This window comes from Pseudomonas stagnisoli (assembly GCF_048595745.1).
Lineage (GTDB): Bacteria > Pseudomonadota > Gammaproteobacteria > Pseudomonadales > Pseudomonadaceae > Aquipseudomonas > Aquipseudomonas alcaligenes_A.
The window spans coordinates 2,971,080-2,989,125 of the sequence record NZ_CP184361.1 but is presented as its reverse complement, the minus strand read 5'-3'; the positions used below and the strand labels follow the sequence as shown (position 1 = coordinate 2,989,125).

Genomic DNA, 18,046 nt, shown 5'->3' with positions numbered 1-18,046 from the left:
GGGGCGGCTCCTCATCACTGGTCGGCAGTTTAGGCCGCCGTACGTTGCCGCGGTTCCACAGCTTTTCTATGGCAGCGATTACCAGCGCGCGTGGGTCGCGCCCATCCAGCCGTAGGCACTGCTCACCGGCACCTTCTCACCCTGCGGGCCGCGCAGCACGCCGTCGAAGCGGCCGAACCACTGGCGGGTGTCGGCATACAGCGGCCCCAGGCGCGGGCAGGCCTGGTGCTGCTGGCGCGGGGTAAAACGCAGTTCGACCCGGCCGCTGGCGCTGTGCAGGTTCCAGGGTTCCAGCGGGCCCTTCGGCGGCCGCTCGATCTCGACCCGCTCTTCCAGATGCACCAGCTCCCCGCCGAACCACAGGGCGTTTTCCGACAGCCCGCTGTAGTCGCACCAGCCGGTGCCGAAGTTACCGGCAATGCCGCCGGGTGCGGCGAAGGCGGCGCGGGTCCAGTGGCTTTTCAGTGGCCAGACGCCGCGGGCAAAGTCCAGCGAGGCGAAGCTTTGCCCCGGCGTGCACAGGTACTGTCGCCCCCCCAGCTGCAGGTTGCCGGTCACCGGTAGACCGAGCTGGCGGCTGGTGGCGTGGAAGGTGCGGCGGCCCATCGGGCAGATCAGGTTGACCGACTCCAGGTGCGGCGGTCGCTGGATATCCAGTGCCACCTGCAGCGGCTGGCCGCCGATGTCCGGGGCCATGGCCGTCAGGCGGATCATGCTGCCACGATCATCGGCGCGCAGCTGCAGGCGGCTATGGCGGAAAGCGTGGCTTTCCAGCGGCGTATCCGGCAGGTCGCAGCCCTGGCCGAAGGGACTCAGCTGGGTGCGCGCGGCCGCTTTACCGCTGTGCAGGTCGAGGAAATAGGCCGCGCCGTAGCCCAGGTAGTCGAGGTCGGCGAAGGTCAGGGCCAGCATCCAGTCCGGCGTGGTGATGCACCAGTGGTTCCAGCGCTTGCGGCGGCCCAGGTTGCGCGGTAGCGCGCAGTTCACCAGCGGGCGAGTGGACCAGCCGACGGCATTCGCCTGCAGGCGGCCTTGGGCATCGCACAGGGGCTGTGAGTGCGGCGTGAGCGGGTTGGTGAAGCTGTTCATCAGACACATCCATGTGTGGGGCAGGGGGGAGCCGGCCCCGAAAGATGAGTGATCATGCCTATTACCGGGGTTGCGGGGCAAGTGATGGCCATTTGCGCCGCCCCCGGCGCTTGAGCCCGGCAGACGCTGCGCGCAGAATGGCGCCCCGCGTTTTACCCGAGGATCTACCCATGAGCCGCTTGCGCGCCGTTTGTTCTCTCCTGCTGCTGTTCGCCAGCGGGCCTCTGCTGGCCGCGTCTGCCAGTCACGTTGCCGAGGCCAAGCGCTTCGTCGAGCTGACTCGCGTCGACAAGCTGGCCGTGCCGGCCTACATGCAGGTCCGTCAGATGTTCGCCCAGCGCTTCGCCCAGGCCGGCGGTAGCGAGGCGCAGAAGGCCGTGCTGGAGCGCTACCAGGCCCAGGCCGATACTGCGCTGGACAAGGTAGTGGGCGAGGGCAAGCTGGATGAGGCGCTGGTGGCGCTGTACACCGATGCCTTCAGCGAAGCCGAACTTAAGGAGTTGCTGGCCTTCTACCAGACCCCGGTCGGGCGCAAGGTGCTGGAGCAGATGCCGCAGCTGATGGCGCATTCCGCCCAGCTGACCCAGGCCCGCCTGCAGCAGGCGGTGCCGGAAGTCGACCGCCTGCTGGGGGCGATGACCAGCGAACTGAAACCCGCCAAGCCGTAACGAGGAACCGGACATGAGCATGCGCGACCAGATCATCGCCGCCCTGCAGCCGCTGCACAGCGAGCACCTCGATGTGCAGGACGAGAGCCACATGCACAGCCGTGGCCAGGAAACCCACTACAAGGCGGTGATCGTCAGCCCGGCCTTCGCCGGCCTGAATGCGGTCAAGCGCCACCAGAAGGTCTACGCCACCCTGGGCGATCTGATGCAGCAATTTCACGCACTGGCGCTGCACACCTACACCCCCGAGGAGTGGGCCGCGCAGGGCGTCGCACCGGATTCGCCAACCTGCCGTGGTGGCAGCAAGCACGACCACTAATCCCGCAGCGCGTGCCCCAGGCCGCGCCGCTGCGTTAGAATCGTGCTCCGCGCCGGCTCAAGCCGGCGCTTTTATTTAGAGCCCCGGTCCGCCCTTTGCGAGGGTGACCACTGGAGAACACTGCATGACTGCGAAGATTGTTGTCGCGGCGCTGTACAAGTTCGTGTCCCTGCCGGATTACGAAGCGCTGCGCGAGCCCCTGCTCAACACCATGTTGGAATTCGGCGTGAAGGGCACCCTGCTGCTCGCCGAGGAAGGCATCAACGGCACCGTTTCCGCCACGCGCGAGGGCATCGATGGCCTGCTGGCCTGGCTCAAGCGCGACCCGCGCCTGGCGGATGTCGATCACAAGGAATCCTACTGCGACGAGCAGCCCTTCTACCGCACCAAGGTCAAGCTGAAGAAGGAAATCGTCACCCTCGGCGTACCGGGCGTGGACCCCAACCAGCGCGTCGGCACCTACGTCGAGCCCAAGGACTGGAACGCCCTGATCGCGGACCCCGAGGTGCTGCTGATCGATACCCGCAACGACTACGAGGTCGCCATCGGCACCTTCGAGGGCGCGGTCGATCCCAAGACCAAGTCGTTCCGCGAGTTCCCCGAGTACATCAAGGCCCACTACGACCCGAGCAAGCACAAGAAGGTCGCCATGTTCTGCACCGGCGGCATCCGGTGTGAGAAGGCCTCCAGCTACATGCTCGGCGAGGGCTTCGAGGAGGTCTTCCACCTCAAGGGTGGCATCCTCAAGTACCTGGAAGAGGTGCCGCAGGATGAAAGCAAGTGGCAGGGCGACTGCTTCGTCTTCGACAACCGCGTGACCGTGCGCCACGACCTCAGCGAGGGCGACTACGACCAGTGCCATGCCTGTCGCAACCCGATCTCCGCCGAGGATCGGCAAAGCGCGCACTACTCGCCGGGCATCAGTTGCCCGCATTGCTGGGACTCGCTGCCGGAGAAGACCCGCCAGGCCGCCCGCGAGCGGCAGAAGCAGATCGAGATCGCCCAGCAGCGCAACCTGCCGCACCCCATCGGCTTCAATTACAAGGCGCTGCAGGAGCAATGAGGAGCAGGGTGGAAAACGACCGCAGGTCTTTTCCACCGGCCGTCACCCTTGGTGGATAAGGCGGCGCCGTTATCCCCCCTACAACCACCCCGCGGAATTTCGAGGAGCCCAGCTTGCGCCCAGCCCGTCTGCTCTACGTGATGGACCCCATGTGTTCCTGGTGCTGGGGGTTTGCCCCGGTGGTGCAGGCCCTGGCCGAGCAGGCGGCTGCCGCCGGCATACCGCTGCAGCTGGTGGTGGGTGGCCTGCGCCGCGAGCGCGCGGCCATGGACCCTTCGGCGCGGGTGCGCATCCTCTCGCACTGGCAGGCGGTCAACGCCAGCACCGGCCAGCTGTTCAACTTCCAGGATGCCCTGCCTGAAGGCTTCGTCTATGACACCGAACCGGCCTGTCGGGCGCTGGTCACCGCGCGCCAGCTGGACGAGCAGAGCGTCTGGCCCCTGCTGCAGTTGATCCAGGAGGCCTTCTATGCCGAGGGGCGCGACGTGACGCGTGCCCAGGTGCTGGTGGAGCTGGCCGAACGTGCCGGCATCCCGCGTATCGAGTTCGCCGCGGCTTTCGACAGCCAGGCGATGCAGGCCGCCACCGAGGTCGACTTCAACTGGGTGCAGGACCTTGGCATCGCCGGCTTCCCCACCCTGTTGGCCGAGCGTAACGGCCAGTTGGCCCTGCTGACCAACGGCTACCAGCCGCTGCAGGCGCTGGCGCCGCTGCTCGGCCGCTGGCTGGAGCAGGCCGCGCATGCCTGATCGGTTGACTTGGGCGGAAATCCGCCGCCTGGCGCTGCGCCACCGCAAGGGCCTGATCCTGGCCAACCTGATCGCCGTGCTCGCCACTTTGTGCAGCGTGCCGATTCCGCTGCTGTTGCCGCTGCTGGTGGACGAGGTGCTGCTCAAGCAGGGCGATGCGGCGCTGCGGGTGATGGACCGTTTCCTCCCCGCCGACTGGCAGAGTGCGGCCGGCTACATCGGCCTGATGCTGGTACTGACCCTGGTGCTGCGCCTGGGGGCGCTGGTCAGCAACGTGCTGCAGGCGCGCCTGTTCGCCCGCCTGTCCAAGGACGTGATCTTCCGGCTGCGGGTGCGCCTGATCGAGCGGCTCAAGCGCATCGCCCTGAGCGAGTACGAGAACCTCGGAGGCGGCACCGTCACCGCCCACCTGGTCACCGATCTGGACACCCTCGACAAGTTCATTGGCGAGACCCTGAGCAAGGTGCTGGTGGCCCTGCTGACCCTGACCGGCACCGCCGCCGTGCTGATCTGGATGCACTGGCAGCTGGCGTTGCTGATCCTGCTGTTCAACCCGCTGGTGATCTTTGCCACGGTGCAGCTGGGCAAGCAGGTCAAGCACCTGAAGAAGCTGGAGAACGACAGTACTTCGCGCTTCACCCAGGCGTTGACCGAGACCCTGGAGGCGATCCAGGAAGTGCGCGCCGGCAACCGCCAGGGCTACTTCCTCGGCCGCCTCGGCCTGCGCGCCCGCGAGGTGCGCGACTACGCGGTGGCCTCGCAGTGGAAGAGCGACGCGGCGGGGCGCACCAGCGGCCTGCTGTTCCAGTTCGGCATCGACATCTTCCGCGCCGCAGCCATGCTCACCGTGCTGTTCTCCGACCTGTCGATCGGCCAGATGCTCGCCGTGTTCAGCTACCTCTGGTACATGATCGGCCCGGTCGAGCAGCTGCTCGGCGTGCAGTACGCCTACTACGCCGCCGGCGGTGCGCTGGCGCGGATCAACGAGCTGCTGGCGCGTGCCGACGAGCCGCAGCACGAAGGCCGCAGTGACCCGTTCAAGGGCCGCGACACCGTCGGTATCGAGGTGCGCGGGTTGCGCTTCGCCTACCGTGACGAACCGGTGCTGCATGATCTCGACCTGGCCATCGCGCCCGGCGAGAAGGTCGCCCTGGTCGGCGCCAGCGGCGGCGGCAAGAGCACCCTGGTGCAGCTGCTGCTGGGGCTCTACACGGCCCAGGCCGGAACCATCCGTTTCGGTGGGGCGAGCCTGGAGGAGATCGGTCTGGAGCGGGTGCGCGAGCATGTGGCGGTGGTGCTGCAGCACCCGGCGCTGTTCAACGACACGGTGCGCGCCAACCTGTGCATGGGCCGTGAGCGCAGCGACGAGGCCTGCTGGCAGGCGCTGGAGATCGCCCAGTTGTCCGCCACCATCCGCGCCCTGCCGGATGGCCTGGACAGCGTGGTCGGGCGCTCCGGCGTGCGTCTGTCCGGTGGCCAGCGCCAGCGCCTGGCCATCGCCCGCATGGTGCTGGCCGAGCCCAAGGTGGTGATCCTCGACGAGGCCACCTCGGCCCTCGACGCCGCCACCGAGTATGCCCTGCACGAGGCGCTTGGGCGTTTCCTCAGTGGCCGTACCACGCTGATCGTGGCCCATCGCCTGTCGGCGGTGAAGCAGGCCGACCGCGTGCTGGTATTCGACGGCGGCAGCATCGCCGAGGATGGCGATCACCAGCAGCTGATCGCCGAGGGCGGGCTGTACGCCAAGCTCTACGGGCATCTGCAACAGTAGCTGGGCCGCCCTGGGCGGCCCGCGTCACTTGCTCTGCTGCGCCGACCACTTCTCCAGCGCCTTGACCCGCGCCTGGCTGTCGGACATCGGTTTATCCAGGGCTTCCTCGTAGAACTCCAGCCAACTGCGCGAGCCTGCCGTCATGCCGGCCAGCTCGCGCATGCCCTCCTTGAGCGCCACCAGACTCTGCTGGTAGTTGCGTTCCTGGCCGATCAGCGTGCGGGCCAGCATGCGCACGTTTTCCTTGTTGCGCTCCTGCAGTTCGGCCATCGCCGTACTGTCGCCACCGCCCTCGGCGGCGGGCTGCTGGACTGGCTTCTGGCTCTGCTGCGAGAGCAGGCCGATGAGCCGCTGCTGGTCCTTGATCTGCTGTTGCAGTGGCGCGATCTGCAACTGCAGAGCGGCGACCTCTTTCTGCAGCGCTTCGACGCTGGCCTTGCTGGCCAGGGCGGCGAGGGTTTCCTCGTCTGGTTCGGAGGAGCCGCCCAGCACGAAGACCAGGATCCAGGCGATCAGGTTGAGCACCAAGGTGCCTGCCAGGCCATAGAGCAGCAAGCGATTGACCTTGGCGGCCTTGCCCAGCTCCGGTGCTGGCGGGTCGCCCTCATCCCTGGGGGCGCTGTTGCCTTCTGCGGGTGCGTTGTCGTCACTCATGCTGCCTGTCCTTGTTGTATGGGGCGCGGCATTGCTATGTGCAGCATAGCGTCTAGAACGAGGCGAGGATGCGTCCGAGTACCGCCATCGCCTGCTCGCTCTGGGCATCCCAGGGGTGGCCGTGGTTCAGCCGCGCGCAATGGCGGAAGCTGCGGGTGGCGGAGAAGATCGGCCCCGGTGCCAGGCTGATGCCCTGGGCCAGGGCCAGCTGGAACAGCTGCAGCGAGTCGACCCGCTCGGGGAATTCGAACCACAGGAAGTAGCCGCCGCTGGGGCGCGTGACACGGGTCTCGGCCGGGAAATGCCGCGCGGCGGAGGCGAGCATGGCCGCCTGCTGGGTCTCCAGGGCGATGCGCAGCTTGCGCAGGTGGCGGTCATAGCCGCCGTGCTGCAGGTAGTCGGCAATAGCCGCCTGGGCCGGCACCGAGGGCGAGAGGGTGGTCATCAGCTTGAGCCGCGCGATCTGCTCGGCATAGCGCCCGCCGGCTACCCAGCCGACCCGGTAGCCCGGCGCCAGGCTCTTGGAGAAGGAGCCGCAGTGCATCACCAGGCCGGCGTCGTCGAAGCTCTTCAGCGGCCTCGGCGGCTGGGCGCCGTAGTGCAGCTCGGCGTACACGTCGTCCTCGATCAGCGGCACCTGGTGGCGCCTGAGCAGGGCGTACAGTTCGGCCTTCTGCGCTTCGCCGAGCGTGGCGCCCATGGGGTTCTGCAGGCTGCTCATGAACCAGCAAGCCTTGATCGGCAGGTTGGCCAGGCGCTCGGCCAGCACGCCGAGGTCGATGCCTTCGCGCGGGTGCACGGGGATCTCCACCGCCTTGAGCTTGAGCCGTTCCAGCACCTGCAGGGTGGCGTAGAAGGCCGGCGACTCGATGGCCACCAGGTCGCCCGGCTGGGTCACCGTCTGCAGGCACAGGTTGAGCGCCTCCATGGCGCCGTTGGTGATCACCAGTTCCTCCAGCGCCAGGCTTACGCCGGCAACCCGATAGCGCAGGCCGATCTGCCGGCGCAGGTCGGGATTGCCGGCGGTCATGTCGGCGATCACCGCATGGCCGGGCATGTCGCGCAGGGCGTGGGCCATCGAGCGCGCCAAGCGCGGCAGGGGGAACAGCTCGGGGCTGGGGAAGGCCGAGCCGAACGGCACGGTGGCCGGGTCCTTGAGCGAGCCGAGCACGGAGAACACCAGCTCGCTGACATCCACCTCGGTGCTGGTGGCCGTTGGTGCGCTGCTGCCGGGCTCGGCCAGCGGCTGGCGCGCCAGTTCGCGGACGAAGTAGCCGGAGCGCGCACGGGCCTGGATCAGGCCGCGATCTTCCAGCAGGTAGTAGGCTTGGAAGATGGTCGAGGGGCTGACGCCGTAGCTGCGCCGCGCCTGGCGCACCGAGGGCACGCGCTCGCCGGGGGCGAGCACGCCGCTGCGGATCAGCTCGGCGATCTGTTCGGCCAACTGTTCGTAGCGTTTCATCTCGCCCCTGACTGCGGTCCATTCCGGGGCACAGTCTAAGGGCTGGGGCGGCTGGCCGGCCATCAGCGCCCGCTGGGGGCGATAAAGGTGCTGCCGGCCTCCAGGCGCTCGCTGCCGTCGCGCAGGTTGACCACCTCGAAGAACACCGGCGCGGGGCTACGGCCCAGTGGCTCGCGCTCCAGCACCACGCTGACCGGCACCTCTAGGATTTCGCCGGCGGCCAGGCTGAGGTCGTTCGGCCCGTTCAGGCGGAACGGCTGGCCGGGCACCAGGCCCAGGTGGTAACGCTGCGGCTGCTGGGTCTTGTTGATCAGCTTGAGGCGGTAGACGTTCTCGATCTGCCCGGCGGCGTTCTCGCGGAACATGCCGCGGTCCTTGGCCACATCCAGCGACACCAGCGAGCGCGCCTGCAGGGCCCAGGCGAAGGCGCCAATCATCAGCAGCAGGGCCGCCGCGTAACCCAGCAGGCGCGGCCGCAGCAGGTGGCGGCGGCCGCCCTGCATCTCATGCTCGGAGCCATAGCGAATCAGGCCGCGGGCATAGCCCAGCTTGTCCATGATGCTGTCGCAGGCGTCGATGCAGGCGGCGCAGCCGATGCATTCCACCTGCAGGCCGTCGCGGATGTCGATGCCGGTGGGGCAGACCTGTACGCACATGGTGCAGTCGATGCAATCACCGAGGCCCTCGGCCTTGTGGTCGGTGTCCTTCCGGCGCGGCCCGCGTCTCTCGCCCCGGGCGGCGTCATAGGCGACCAGCAGGGTGTCCTTGTCGAACATCACCCCCTGGAAGCGCGCGTAGGGGCACATGTACACGCAGACCTTCTCGCGCAGCCAGCCGGCGTTGAGGTAGGTGGCGCTGGTGAAGAACAGCACCCAGAACAACGTGGCGCCGTCGATCTGCCAGGTGAACAGCTCCAGCGCCAGCGGGCGGATCGGCGTGAAGTAGCCGACGAAGGTCAGCGCCGTAAGCAGGCTCAGTGCCAGCCACAGCAGGTGCTTGGCGCTGCGGCGCAGCAGTTTGGCCGGACCCCAGGGCGCGGCGTCGAGCTTGATGCGCTGGTGGCGCTCGCCTTCGGTGAGCTTTTCCACCCACATGAACACCCAGGTCCATACGCTCTGCGGGCAGCTGTAGCCGCACCAGACGCGGCCGGCGAACACGGTGATGGTGAACAGGCCGAAGGCGCAGATGATCAGCAGCGCCGAAAGCAGGATGAAGTCCTGCGGCCAGAAGGTGGCGCCGAAGATGTAGTAGCGGTGCTCGGCCAGGTTCCACAGCACCGCCTGGCGGCCGTCCCAGTCGAGCCAGGCGGTGCCGAAGAAGATCAGCATCAGCAGCCCCGCGCCATACAGGCGCAGGTTGCGGTACAGGCCGCTGAAGCTGCGGGGGTGAATCGGGCCGCCGGCCTGCGCCGGGGTCAGGCGGACCGGTTGGCGCGGGTCGATGGTGTCGATGATCTGCGCCGGTATGCGCTCGCTCATGGTGGGCCTCTCGGGCTGCTAATCAGGCTGCGCGCACTCTGCCGGTCGGGCGGTATGCGTAACAGACTCAGCTTGCCCGGGAAAAACCGTATCAGATGGCGCGTAGATGCACTGCGGCGCCGTGTCGCAGGCCGCTGGCAGCTGCCTGAACCACCTTGGCAAGAAATCGTTACGCGAATGCCGGGGTTGGGGGAGCGCGCCTGGCGCTGTAAGGAAAACTTGCCGTAAGACCAGGGACGTGCGGCCGCGGCGGCATCCGCCGCCGCTTGTCCGCGTGCCGGCCAAGGGTTGTGATGACAACAGTCCAAACGCGCCGCCGACTGGCGGACGACTGCCCCACAACAACAATTCAGGGAGGCCGGATGAACGCCGTGGCCAAGATCGATCAGCACAACCCCATCGGAACCGACGGTTTCGAGTTCGTCGAATTCACCGCGCCGACGCCGGAAGGCATCGAGCAACTGCGCCAGCTGTTCGGCGCCATGGGCTTCACCGAGACAGCCAAGCACCGCTCCAAGCAGGTCTGGCTGTTCCAGCAGAACGACATCAACTTCGTCCTCAACGGCAGCCCCACCGGCCACGTCCGCGCCTTCGGCGAGAAGCACGGGCCGAGCGCCTGCGCCATGGCCTTCCGGGTGAAGAACGCGGCCCAGGCCGCCGCCTACGTCGAGCAGCAGGGCGCCACCCTGGTCGGCAGCCACGCCAACTTCGGCGAGCTGAATATCCCCTGCGTCGAGGGTATCGGCGGATCCTTGCTGTATCTGGTCGACCGCTACGGCGACAAGACCATCTACGACGTCGACTTCGAATACATCGAGGGCCGCAAGCCGGGCGACCACGCCGTCGGCCTGCAGCAGATCGACCACCTGACCCACAACGTCAAACGCGGGCAGATGGACGTCTGGTCCGGCTTCTACGAGCGCATCGCCAACTTCCGCGAGATCCGCTACTTCGACATCGAGGGCAAGCTCACCGGCCTGTTCTCCCGCGCCATGACCGCGCCCTGCGGCAAGATCCGCATCCCGATCAACGAGTCGGCCGACGACAAGTCGCAGATCGAGGAATTCATCCGCGAGTACCACGGCGAGGGCATCCAGCACATCGCCATGAGCACCGACGATATCTACGAGACGGTGCGCCGCCTGCGCGCCAACGGCGTGGACTTCATGACCACCCCGGACACCTATTATGCAAAGGTCGACAGCCGCGTGGCCGGCCACGGCGAGCCGCTCGACCAACTGCGCGAGTTGAACATCCTGATCGATGGCGCGCCGGGTGATGACGGCATCCTGCTGCAGATTTTCACCAACACGGTGATCGGCCCGATCTTCTTCGAGATCATCCAGCGCAAGGGCAACCAGGGCTTCGGCGAGGGCAACTTCAAGGCGCTGTTCGAATCCATCGAGGAAGATCAGCTGCGCCGTGGCGTGATCTCCGAGCAGTGATCCGTAGGGTGGATGTCGCTTTGTACATCCACCAAGGAACGCCAATAGCCGGTGGATGGCCACCCCGTGGAAAACGCTTCGCGGTTTTCCACCCTACGACTCTGTGTGCCATGACGAGGAGATGTGCATGAGCCGCCAATGGATCAACTTCCCCCTGCGCGAGGGCGAGCACTCGCGCCAGGCCCACTGTGATTTTCCCGAGGGCACCTACGAGCGGGAGATGGGCCGCGAGGGCTTTTTCGGCCCGGTGACCCAGCTGCACCACAAGCACCCGCCCACCGGCTGGGTCGACTGGGAAGGGCCGCTGCGCCCGCACGCCTTCAACTTCAACCGGATCGCCAGCGAGCGCGACTGCCCGCTGCAGGCACCGCTGACCTTGCACAACGCCGATGTGAAACTGCGCGTGTGGAAGACCGTTGGCGCCATGCAGCACCTGGTACGCAACGCCGATGGCGACGAGTTACTGTTCGTGCATGACGGCGCCGGGCACTTCTACTGCGACTTTGGCCACCTGGAGTACCGTGACGGCGACTACCTGGTGATCCCGCGTGGCACCGCCTGGCGCATCGAGCCAACGGCACCCAGCCACTTCCTGCTGATCGAAAACACCGACGGCGCCTACCAGCTGCCGGACAGGGGCCTGCTCGGCCCGCAGGCGATCTTCGACCCGGCGGTGCTCGACCACCCGCGCATCGACGCCGCCTTCAAGGCCCAGCAGGACGAGCGCACCTGGCAGATCAAAATCAAGCGGCGCAACCAGATCAGCACCGTCACCTATCCGTTCAACCCGCTGGATGCGGTGGGCTGGCACGGCGACAACACGGTGGTGCGCCTGAACTGGCGCGACATCCGCCCGCTGATGAGCCACCGCTACCACCTGCCGCCGTCGGCGCACACCACCTTCGTCGCCAACGGCTTCGTGGTCTGCACCTTCACCCCGCGCCCGGTCGAGAGTGATCCCGGCGCGCTCAAGGTGCCGTTCTTCCACAACAACGACGACTACGACGAGGTGCTGTTCTACCACCGTGGCAACTTCTTCAGCCGCGACAACATCGAGGCTGGGATGGTGACGCTGCACCCCTGCGGCTTCCCCCACGGCCCACATCCCAAGGCGCTGAAAAAGGCCCAGGAAGACCCGGCCACCTTCGCCGAGGAAGTGGCGGTGATGATCGACACCCGTCGCGCGCTGGAGGTGGCCGAGGCCGCCGCCGCGGTGGACGTGCCGGAATACGTGAACTCCTGGCGTGCGCCGGGGAAACCAGGCTGAGAACTGCACGGACCATTCCCTCTCCCCTCGGGGAGAGGGCCAGGGAGAGGGGGCAGACAGCTAACCCTCTCCCCCGGCCCCTCTCCCATGAATGGGAGAGGGGAGTAAAGGCCCGCGTGCGAACAGACGAATAGGTAGTAAACATGAAACTCGCATCACTCAACCAAGGCCGTGACGGCATGCTGATCGTCGTCTCCCGCGACCTCTCCCGTGCCGTCAAGGTGCCGCAGATCGCCGCCACCCTGCAGGCCGCGCTGGACGACTGGGCCAGCAAGCGCCCGCAACTGGAAGCGGTGTACCAGCGCCTCAACGACGGCCTGGAACAGGGCGCCTTCGCCTTCGATCAGGCCGCCTGCCACAGCCCGCTGCCGCGTGCCTACCACTGGGCCGACGGCAGCGCCTATGTCAACCACGTCGAGCTGGTACGCAAGGCACGTGGCGCCGAGATGCCCGAATCCTTCTGGCACGACCCGCTGATGTACCAGGGCGGGGCGGACAGCTTTATCCCGCCGCACGCGCCGATCCGCCTGGCTGATGAGGCCTGGGGCATCGACCTGGAGGCCGAGCTGGCGGTGATCACCGACGACGTGCCGATGGGCGCCACCGCGGCCGAGGCGGGCGAACACATCCGCCTGCTGCTGCTGGTCAACGACGTGTCGCTGCGCAACCTGATCCCCGGCGAGCTGGCCAAGGGTTTCGGCTTCTACCAGAGCAAGCCCTCATCCAGCTTCTCGCCGGTGGCCGTGACCCCGGACGAGCTGGGCGAGGCCTGGAAGGACGGCAAGGTGCACCGCCCGCTGGTGTCGCACATCAACGGCGCGCTGTTCGGCCAGCCCAACGCCGGCGTGGACATGACCTTCAACTTCCCGACCCTGGTGGCCCACGCCGCCAAGACCCGCCCGCTGGGCGCCGGTACCATCATCGGCTCCGGCACCGTGTCCAACTACGACCGCAGCGCCGGCTCCAGCTGCCTGGCCGAGAAGCGCATGCTGGAAATCGTCGAGCTGGGTGAGGCCAAGACGCCCTTCCTCAAGTTCGGCGACCGGGTGCGCATCGAGATGTTCGATGCCGCAGGGCAAAGCATCTTCGGCGCCATCGACCAGGTGGTGGAGCGTTATGGTTCGTAGGGTGGATGTCGCTTTCCACATCCACCAGGGCGAGCGGATATCCGGTGGATGGCCTCCCTGTGGAAAACGTTTCGCGGTTTTCCACCCTACAGGGCATTCGGCATGTTGAAACTCTATTCCTACTGGCGCTCCAGCGCCGCCTATCGGGTGCGCATCGCGCTCAATCTCAAGGGCCTGGCCTACCGCCAGGTGCCGGTGCACCTGGTCAAGGACGGCGGTCAGCAGCATGCGGCCGAATACCAGGCGCTGAACCCGCAGGGTCTGGTGCCGCTGCTGGTGGACGAGGGCAATGGCGGGGTGCGCATCGCCCAGTCGCTGGCCATCCTCGAATACCTCGATGAAGTCTTCCCGGTGCCGGCACTGCTGCCGGCCGACCCGGCCCAGCGCGCCCAGATGCGCGCCCTGGCGCTGCATATCGCCTGCGACATCCATCCGTTGAACAACCTGCGCGTGCTGCACTACCTCAGCGCCGAGCTGGGCGCCTCGGACGAGGCGAAGAACGCCTGGTACCGGCACTGGGTGCAAAAGGGGTTGGCGGCGGTGGAGCAGGGGCTGGCGGTGCTCGACGACGGCCTGTCACTGGGCAACCGACCGGGCTATCTGGAAGCCTGCGTGATCCCGCAGCTTTACAACGCGCGGCGTTTTGCCTGCGCGCTGGAGACTTTCCCGCGCCTGCTGGCGATGGAAGACCGCTGCCTGGCCCTCGATGCCTTCAAGGCCGCCGCCCCCGAGGCCCAGCCCGACGCGGTGCTCTAGTCCCCTCTCCCGTTGATGGGAGAGGGCTAGGGAGAGGTGCGGAGCATCAGCCCTGCGCCTGCACCAGCACGACATAGCCGAGCACCAGCAGCGGCCAGGCGCAGGCCGGGCCGAACAGCAGGCGCCACAGGCGGTTGATCGGGTCGAAGCCGACGCCGTGGACGAAGCCGCCGCTGATGCCGAGCATCACCAGCATCAGCAGGCTGTGGCTGTAGCGGCCCTGATCATCCAGGTATGCCGCGGGGTGGATCAGCAGCAGCAAGGCCAGCGGGCTGGCCAGCAACAGCGACAGCGCCCGGCTCCACGGGCGCTGCAGCAGGGGGCGGGCCTCAGTCGTCACCGACCGGTTCCTCGTCGAGGTTCTGCGTGGTCTCCAGCCACAGGGCATTGATGATGCCGAAGCTGCAGGCCAGCAGCACACCGAGAATCCAGGTGAAATACCACATGATGCGTTCTCCTCAGTACAGGCCGTGGCGGTTGCTGTCGATCTGCGCGGTGGTCACTGTGCCCCACATCTTCGCGTAACCCCACAGGGTGTAGGCGAGGATGATCGGCACGAAGATGCAGGCCACCACGAACATGATGCCCAGGGTCATGCGGCTGGACACGGCGTCCCACACGGTCAGGCTGGAGGCCGGGTCGAGCGAGGACGGCATGATGAAGGGGAACAGGGCGAAACCGGCGGTGCATAGCGTGCCGACGATGGCCAGGCTGGAACCGAGGAAGGCGAAGCCGCCCTTGCGCCCGCTGGCTGCGGCCAGTGCCAGCACCGCGCCGAGGATGCCCAGCAGCGGGGCCAGCTTGGTCAGCGGATACTGCGCGTAGTTGGCCATCCAGCCGGCGTTGCCGGCGGCCACCTGCTTGCCCAGCGGGTTGAGCGCGGCGCCGGTATCCAGCGCGCCCTGCAGCACCTGGCCCTGGATATTGCCCAGCCACAGCCAGGCACCGGCGCCGATGAAGGCGACCAGGTACACCAGCGCGGTCACTTGCGCGGCACGCCGGCTGCGGCGGGCGACATCGGCCTCGGTGCGCATCATCAGCCAGGTGGCGCCGTGCAGCAGCAGCATCGACAGGCTGACCACCCCGGCCAGCAGGCCGAAGGGGTTGAGCAACTGCCAGAAGCTGCCGTAGTAGGTCACGCGCAGGTCGGCGTCGAACTGGAAGGGCACGCCCAGCAGCAGGTTGCCGAAGGCCACGCCGAATACCAGCGAGGGCACCAGGCCGCCGACGAACAGGCCCCAGTCCCAGGTCTGGCGCCAGCGGGTGTTTTCCAGCTTGCTACGGTAGTCGAAGCCCACCGGGCGCACGAACAGGGCGAACAGCACCAGCAGCATGGCCCAGTAGAAACCGGAGAAGGATGCGGCGTAGACCAGCGGCCAGGCGGCGAACAGCGCGCCACCGGCGGTGATCAGCCACACCTGGTTGCCATCCCAGTGCGGGGCGATGGTGTTGATCACCACGCGCCGCTCGTTGTCGGTACGGCCGACGAAGGGCATCAGCGCGGCGGCGCCAAGGTCGAAGCCGTCGGTCAGGGCGAAGCCGATCAGCAGCACGCCGACCAGCACCCACCAGATCAGCTTGAGGCTTTCATAGTCGAACATGGTTGTCTCCTCAGGCGGCGGCCGGCTGCTGTTGTTCGAAGTGGTAACGCCCGGTGTGCAGGCTGGACGGGCCGAGGCGGGCGAACTTGATCATCAGGTACATCTCCACCACCAGCAGCAGGCTGTAGAAGGCGATCAGCGCGGTCAGCGAACCCCACACGTCACCGGCCGACAGGCTGGAAGCGGACAGATGGGTAGGCAGCACTTCACCGATGGACCAGGGCTGGCGGCCATGCTCAGCCACGTACCAGCCGGTCTGCGCGGCGATCCACGGCAGCGGTAGGCTGAGCAGCGCCCACTTGAGCAGCCAGGGCTTGCGTTCCTCGTTCTTGCGCGCCGAGGCCCAGAAGGCGCAGGCGAAGAGGGCCAGCATCAGGAAGCCGCAGGCGACCATGATGCGGAAGGTCCAGAACAGGCTGAACACGTTGGGGATGGTGTCCAGCGCGGCCTGCTTGATCTGCGCGTCGCTGGCGTCCACCACCTTGGCGGTGTACTTCTTCAGCAGCAGGCCGTAGCCCAGGTCCTGCTTGACCGCCTCGAACGCGGCGATGGTCGCGGCGCTCTTGTCCCCGCCACGCAGCTGCTCCAGCAGGGCGTAGGCCTGCATGCCGTTGCGGATGCGCAGCTCATGCTCGGCCACCAGCTGCTTGATGCCCTTGACCTCGGTATCCAGCGAACGGGTGGCGATCAGGCCCAGGGCGTAGGGAATCTTCACCGCGTAGTCGGTGCGCATTTCCTCCTGGTTGGGCAAGCCGAACAGGGTGAAGCCGGCCGGCGCGGGGTGGGTTTCCCACTCGGCCTCGATGGCCGCCAGCTTGGTCTTCTGCACGTCGCCGATCTCGTAGCCGGACTCGTCGCCCAGCACGATGACCGAGAGGATCGAGGCCAGGCCGAAGGCCGAAGCGATGGCGAAAGAACGGCGGGCGAAGCCCAAGTCACGCTTCTTCAGCAGGTAGTAGCTGGAAATCGCCAGGACGAAGATCGCCCCGGTCACGTAGCCGGCCGCCACGGTGTGGACGAACTTGACCTGCGCCACCGGGTTGAACAGCAGGGCGCCGAAGTCGGTCAGCTCCATGCGCATGGTTTCGTAGTTGAACTCCGCACCGACCGGGTTCTGCATCCAGCCGTTGGCGATCAGGATCCACAGTGCCGAGAGGTTCGAGCCGATGGCCACCAGCCAGGTCACCACCAGGTGCTGGACCTTGGACAGGCGCTCCCAGCCGAAGAAGAACAGGCCGATGAAGGTCGATTCGAGGAAGAACGCCATCAGCCCCTCGATGGCCAGCGGCGCGCCGAAGATGTCGCCGACATAGTGGCTGTAGTAGGCCCAGTTGGTGCCGAACTGGAACTCCATGGTCAGCCCGGTGGTGACGCCGAGGGCGAAGTTGATGCCGAACAGCTTGCCCCAGAACTTGACCATGTCCTTGTAGACCTGCTTGCCGGTCATGACGTAGACCGACTCCATGATGGCAAGCAGGAAGGCCAGGCCCAGCGTGAGGGGCACGAACAGGAAGTGGTACATCGCGGTCATGGCGAATTGCAGACGCGACAGGTCGACGACGGTTTCCGAGATCATCTCGGGGTCTCCTCGGCAAGGGGGGAAGACGGTGTGGCAGGACGGGTGAACAGGTGGCTGTCCAGGCGTTCGGTGCCGTTTTCAGGCAGGGTCGGTTGGTCGAACCAGATGGCCTTGATGCCCATCAGGAGCACGAGCTTGACCAGCAGAATCACGCCGATCTCGCGGACCAGCGGGATTCGCCAGGGGGATTGGCTGTTTTTCATCTTGCAGCGCCTGGTGAGTCGGGGTGGCCTTGCTGCCGGGGAGGCGGGCAGGGGTGCCGGGTTCTTTGCTGATGGGGGTGAAGATACCCATGGGGGTATGTGGGAGTGTTGACTGATGTCAACGTGATGGCGGTTAGTTGGGCGGGGTGGTGTGGTGGGGTGTCGCAGTTGCTCTGGTTTCTGGGGACTTGGGGCTGCTGTTTTGGTGTTCGTGGTCCGGCTTATTGGCGTGTTGGCTTAGGCAGTGGTTCCGCCCTGCTGGGCGGGTTACTTTTTCCAGTCGCGGAAAAAGTAACCAAAAACGCTTGCCCCCGACATCCGGCCCCGCCTGCGGCGGGGTTCCCTCACTCTATCATTGCTCCAGGGGCACGACCGGATGCGGCCCACCGACGAAGGGCCATCCCTGGCCCATCGCGTCTTTCGCGGCATCCATGCCGCTCAACCCCTTCCGCAATGATTCCGTTCGGCCTCCTGAAGGGGGCGATTGGAGTTGCCTGAAAGTTCCGCATTCTTGTCCTGATGGTTCCCACAACGCTCTGCGTCAGAGCGCTGCCAGAAGTACAAAACAAGCAATGGGAGCAAAGCGTGAACGGCTGCATTCCCACGCAAAGCGTGGGAACGATCAATGCGCGCAGCGCCAAGAAAAACCGCCAGGCACCTCGGAGCCTGAGTCCCCGTCAGGAGGCCGAGTGGAGGTGTTGCGCAGGGGGACGAGCCGCATGGATGCGGCGAGAGGCGTAAAGGGCCAGGACGGCCCTTGTACGCCGGCCCCCGGAGCGGCACCGGAGGGAGGGGAGTCGAGAGTAGCGAGACCC

At 66.7% G+C, this 18,046-nt stretch carries 18 protein-coding genes; 9 read left to right on the top strand and 9 right to left on the bottom strand.

What is annotated here, in order from left to right; genetic code table 11:
- Positions 1-78 precede the first annotated feature (78 nt).
- Entirely contained in the window at positions 79-1,089 is a 1,011-nt protein-coding gene (locus ACOAPY_RS14430) for a DUF2804 domain-containing protein (protein ID WP_465153734.1), read from the bottom strand.
- Between the two features lie 170 nt (positions 1,090-1,259).
- Between ACOAPY_RS14430 and ACOAPY_RS14425 the strand changes: the two genes are divergently transcribed.
- The 5 genes from ACOAPY_RS14425 (at position 1,260) to ACOAPY_RS14405 (ending at position 5,659) form a co-directional block, all read left to right on the top strand.
- Positions 1,260-1,757 (top strand): DUF2059 domain-containing protein, encoded by a 498-nt coding sequence (locus ACOAPY_RS14425; protein WP_076577819.1) that lies wholly within the window; start codon positions 1,260-1,262, stop codon positions 1,755-1,757.
- Positions 1,758-1,770: 13 nt separating this feature from the next.
- Positions 1,771-2,076 carry a BolA family protein gene (locus ACOAPY_RS14420; RefSeq protein ID WP_465153733.1) on the top strand — a complete coding sequence of 102 codons (306 nt, stop codon included), beginning with the start codon at positions 1,771-1,773 and terminating at the stop codon, positions 2,074-2,076.
- A gap of 124 nt (positions 2,077-2,200) precedes the next feature.
- A complete protein-coding gene (gene trhO, locus ACOAPY_RS14415; protein WP_465153732.1) occupies positions 2,201-3,139 on the top strand; it encodes an oxygen-dependent tRNA uridine(34) hydroxylase TrhO in 939 nt (312 codons plus the stop codon).
- A 149-nt stretch (positions 3,140-3,288) separates the two neighbouring features.
- Entirely contained in the window at positions 3,289-3,888 is a 600-nt protein-coding gene (locus ACOAPY_RS14410; protein ID WP_465156814.1) for a DsbA family protein, read from the top strand.
- Positions 3,881-5,659: an ABC transporter ATP-binding protein gene (locus tag ACOAPY_RS14405; RefSeq protein ID WP_465153731.1), complete on the top strand. Its 1,779-nt coding sequence runs from the start codon at positions 3,881-3,883 to the stop codon at positions 5,657-5,659. Before ACOAPY_RS14410 ends, ACOAPY_RS14405 begins: the two co-directional genes overlap by 8 nt.
- Positions 5,660-5,683: 24 nt before the next feature.
- On the opposite strand, the gene ACOAPY_RS14400 is transcribed toward ACOAPY_RS14405, so the two are convergent.
- From ACOAPY_RS14400 to ccoG, 3 genes are all read right to left on the bottom strand, one after another.
- Positions 5,684-6,313 carry a hypothetical protein gene (locus ACOAPY_RS14400; protein WP_465153730.1) on the bottom strand — a complete coding sequence of 210 codons (630 nt, stop codon included), beginning with the start codon at positions 6,311-6,313 and terminating at the stop codon, positions 5,684-5,686.
- A gap of 52 nt (positions 6,314-6,365) precedes the next feature.
- The gene (gene mapR, locus ACOAPY_RS14395) at positions 6,366-7,775 is read right to left on the bottom strand and encodes a GntR family transcriptional regulator MpaR (RefSeq protein WP_465153729.1); all 1,410 of its coding nucleotides are present in this window, start codon (positions 7,773-7,775) and stop codon (positions 6,366-6,368) included.
- A gap of 62 nt (positions 7,776-7,837) precedes the next feature.
- Entirely contained in the window at positions 7,838-9,253 is a 1,416-nt protein-coding gene (gene ccoG / locus ACOAPY_RS14390; protein ID WP_465153728.1) for a cytochrome c oxidase accessory protein CcoG, read from the bottom strand.
- Positions 9,254-9,615: 362 nt separating this feature from the next.
- Here ccoG and hppD point away from each other — a divergent pair, with 362 nt between their 5' ends.
- The 4 genes from hppD (at position 9,616) to maiA (ending at position 13,848) form a co-directional block, all read left to right on the top strand.
- Complete coding sequence (hppD, locus tag ACOAPY_RS14385) at positions 9,616-10,698, top strand: 4-hydroxyphenylpyruvate dioxygenase (RefSeq protein ID WP_465153727.1); 1,083 nt, start codon at positions 9,616-9,618, stop codon at positions 10,696-10,698.
- Positions 10,699-10,825: 127 nt separating this feature from the next.
- The gene (locus ACOAPY_RS14380) at positions 10,826-11,965 is read left to right on the top strand and encodes a homogentisate 1,2-dioxygenase (RefSeq protein ID WP_465153726.1); all 1,140 of its coding nucleotides are present in this window, start codon (positions 10,826-10,828) and stop codon (positions 11,963-11,965) included.
- Between the two features lie 143 nt (positions 11,966-12,108).
- Positions 12,109-13,092 (top strand): fumarylacetoacetate hydrolase family protein, encoded by a 984-nt coding sequence (locus ACOAPY_RS14375; RefSeq protein ID WP_465153725.1) that lies wholly within the window; start codon positions 12,109-12,111, stop codon positions 13,090-13,092.
- Positions 13,093-13,194: 102 nt separating this feature from the next.
- On the top strand, positions 13,195-13,848 hold the full coding sequence (gene maiA / locus ACOAPY_RS14370; protein ID WP_465153724.1) for a maleylacetoacetate isomerase: 654 nt from the start codon (positions 13,195-13,197) through the stop codon (positions 13,846-13,848).
- Between the two features lie 46 nt (positions 13,849-13,894).
- Here maiA and ACOAPY_RS14365 read toward each other — a convergent pair whose 3' ends face one another.
- Genes ACOAPY_RS14365 through cydP form a run of 5 tightly spaced genes read right to left on the bottom strand, consistent with a single transcriptional unit; the run spans position 13,895 to position 17,231 of the window.
- The gene (locus tag ACOAPY_RS14365; protein WP_061904783.1) at positions 13,895-14,188 is read right to left on the bottom strand and encodes a cyd operon YbgE family protein; all 294 of its coding nucleotides are present in this window, start codon (positions 14,186-14,188) and stop codon (positions 13,895-13,897) included.
- Positions 14,178-14,294: a cytochrome bd-I oxidase subunit CydX gene (cydX, locus tag ACOAPY_RS14360; protein ID WP_049269383.1), complete on the bottom strand. Its 117-nt coding sequence runs from the start codon at positions 14,292-14,294 to the stop codon at positions 14,178-14,180. Before cydX ends, ACOAPY_RS14365 begins: the two co-directional genes overlap by 11 nt.
- A 12-nt stretch (positions 14,295-14,306) precedes the next feature.
- The gene (cydB, locus tag ACOAPY_RS14355; RefSeq protein WP_272793268.1) at positions 14,307-15,449 is read right to left on the bottom strand and encodes a cytochrome d ubiquinol oxidase subunit II; all 1,143 of its coding nucleotides are present in this window, start codon (positions 15,447-15,449) and stop codon (positions 14,307-14,309) included.
- 10 nt (positions 15,450-15,459) lie between these two features.
- Positions 15,460-17,025: a cytochrome ubiquinol oxidase subunit I gene (locus ACOAPY_RS14350; protein WP_279999325.1), complete on the bottom strand. Its 1,566-nt coding sequence runs from the start codon at positions 17,023-17,025 to the stop codon at positions 15,460-15,462.
- Positions 17,022-17,231: a cytochrome oxidase putative small subunit CydP gene (cydP, locus tag ACOAPY_RS14345; RefSeq protein WP_279999324.1), complete on the bottom strand. Its 210-nt coding sequence runs from the start codon at positions 17,229-17,231 to the stop codon at positions 17,022-17,024. Before cydP ends, ACOAPY_RS14350 begins: the two co-directional genes overlap by 4 nt.
- Between the last annotated feature and the right edge of the window lie 815 nt (positions 17,232-18,046).

Excerpts from the sequence above, each read along its gene's own strand:
- cydX (WP_049269383.1), bottom strand. The coding sequence starts at position 14,294 with ATGTGGTATTTCACCTGGATTCTCGGTGTGCTGCTGGCCTGCAGCTTC.
- cydP (WP_279999324.1), bottom strand. The coding sequence starts at position 17,231 with ATGAAAAACAGCCAATCCCCCTGGCGAATCCCGCTGGTCCGCGAGATC.
- ACOAPY_RS14410 (WP_465156814.1), top strand. The coding sequence starts at position 3,289 with ATGTGTTCCTGGTGCTGGGGGTTTGCCCCGGTGGTGCAGGCCCTGGCC.
- cydB (WP_272793268.1), bottom strand. The coding sequence starts at position 15,449 with ATGTTCGACTATGAAAGCCTCAAGCTGATCTGGTGGGTGCTGGTCGGC.
- ACOAPY_RS14400 (WP_465153730.1), bottom strand. The coding sequence starts at position 6,313 with ATGAGTGACGACAACGCACCCGCAGAAGGCAACAGCGCCCCCAGGGAT.
- ACOAPY_RS14425 (WP_076577819.1), top strand. The coding sequence starts at position 1,260 with ATGAGCCGCTTGCGCGCCGTTTGTTCTCTCCTGCTGCTGTTCGCCAGC.
- ACOAPY_RS14420 (WP_465153733.1), top strand. The coding sequence starts at position 1,771 with ATGAGCATGCGCGACCAGATCATCGCCGCCCTGCAGCCGCTGCACAGC.
- ACOAPY_RS14350 (WP_279999325.1), bottom strand. The coding sequence starts at position 17,025 with ATGATCTCGGAAACCGTCGTCGACCTGTCGCGTCTGCAATTCGCCATG.
- ACOAPY_RS14380 (WP_465153726.1), top strand. The coding sequence starts at position 10,826 with ATGAGCCGCCAATGGATCAACTTCCCCCTGCGCGAGGGCGAGCACTCG.
- trhO (WP_465153732.1), top strand. The coding sequence starts at position 2,201 with ATGACTGCGAAGATTGTTGTCGCGGCGCTGTACAAGTTCGTGTCCCTG.
- mapR (WP_465153729.1), bottom strand. The coding sequence starts at position 7,775 with ATGAAACGCTACGAACAGTTGGCCGAACAGATCGCCGAGCTGATCCGC.
- maiA (WP_465153724.1), top strand. The coding sequence starts at position 13,195 with ATGTTGAAACTCTATTCCTACTGGCGCTCCAGCGCCGCCTATCGGGTG.
- ACOAPY_RS14405 (WP_465153731.1), top strand. The coding sequence starts at position 3,881 with ATGCCTGATCGGTTGACTTGGGCGGAAATCCGCCGCCTGGCGCTGCGC.
- ACOAPY_RS14430 (WP_465153734.1), bottom strand. The coding sequence starts at position 1,089 with ATGAACAGCTTCACCAACCCGCTCACGCCGCACTCACAGCCCCTGTGC.
- hppD (WP_465153727.1), top strand. The coding sequence starts at position 9,616 with ATGAACGCCGTGGCCAAGATCGATCAGCACAACCCCATCGGAACCGAC.
- ccoG (WP_465153728.1), bottom strand. The coding sequence starts at position 9,253 with ATGAGCGAGCGCATACCGGCGCAGATCATCGACACCATCGACCCGCGC.
- ACOAPY_RS14375 (WP_465153725.1), top strand. The coding sequence starts at position 12,109 with ATGAAACTCGCATCACTCAACCAAGGCCGTGACGGCATGCTGATCGTC.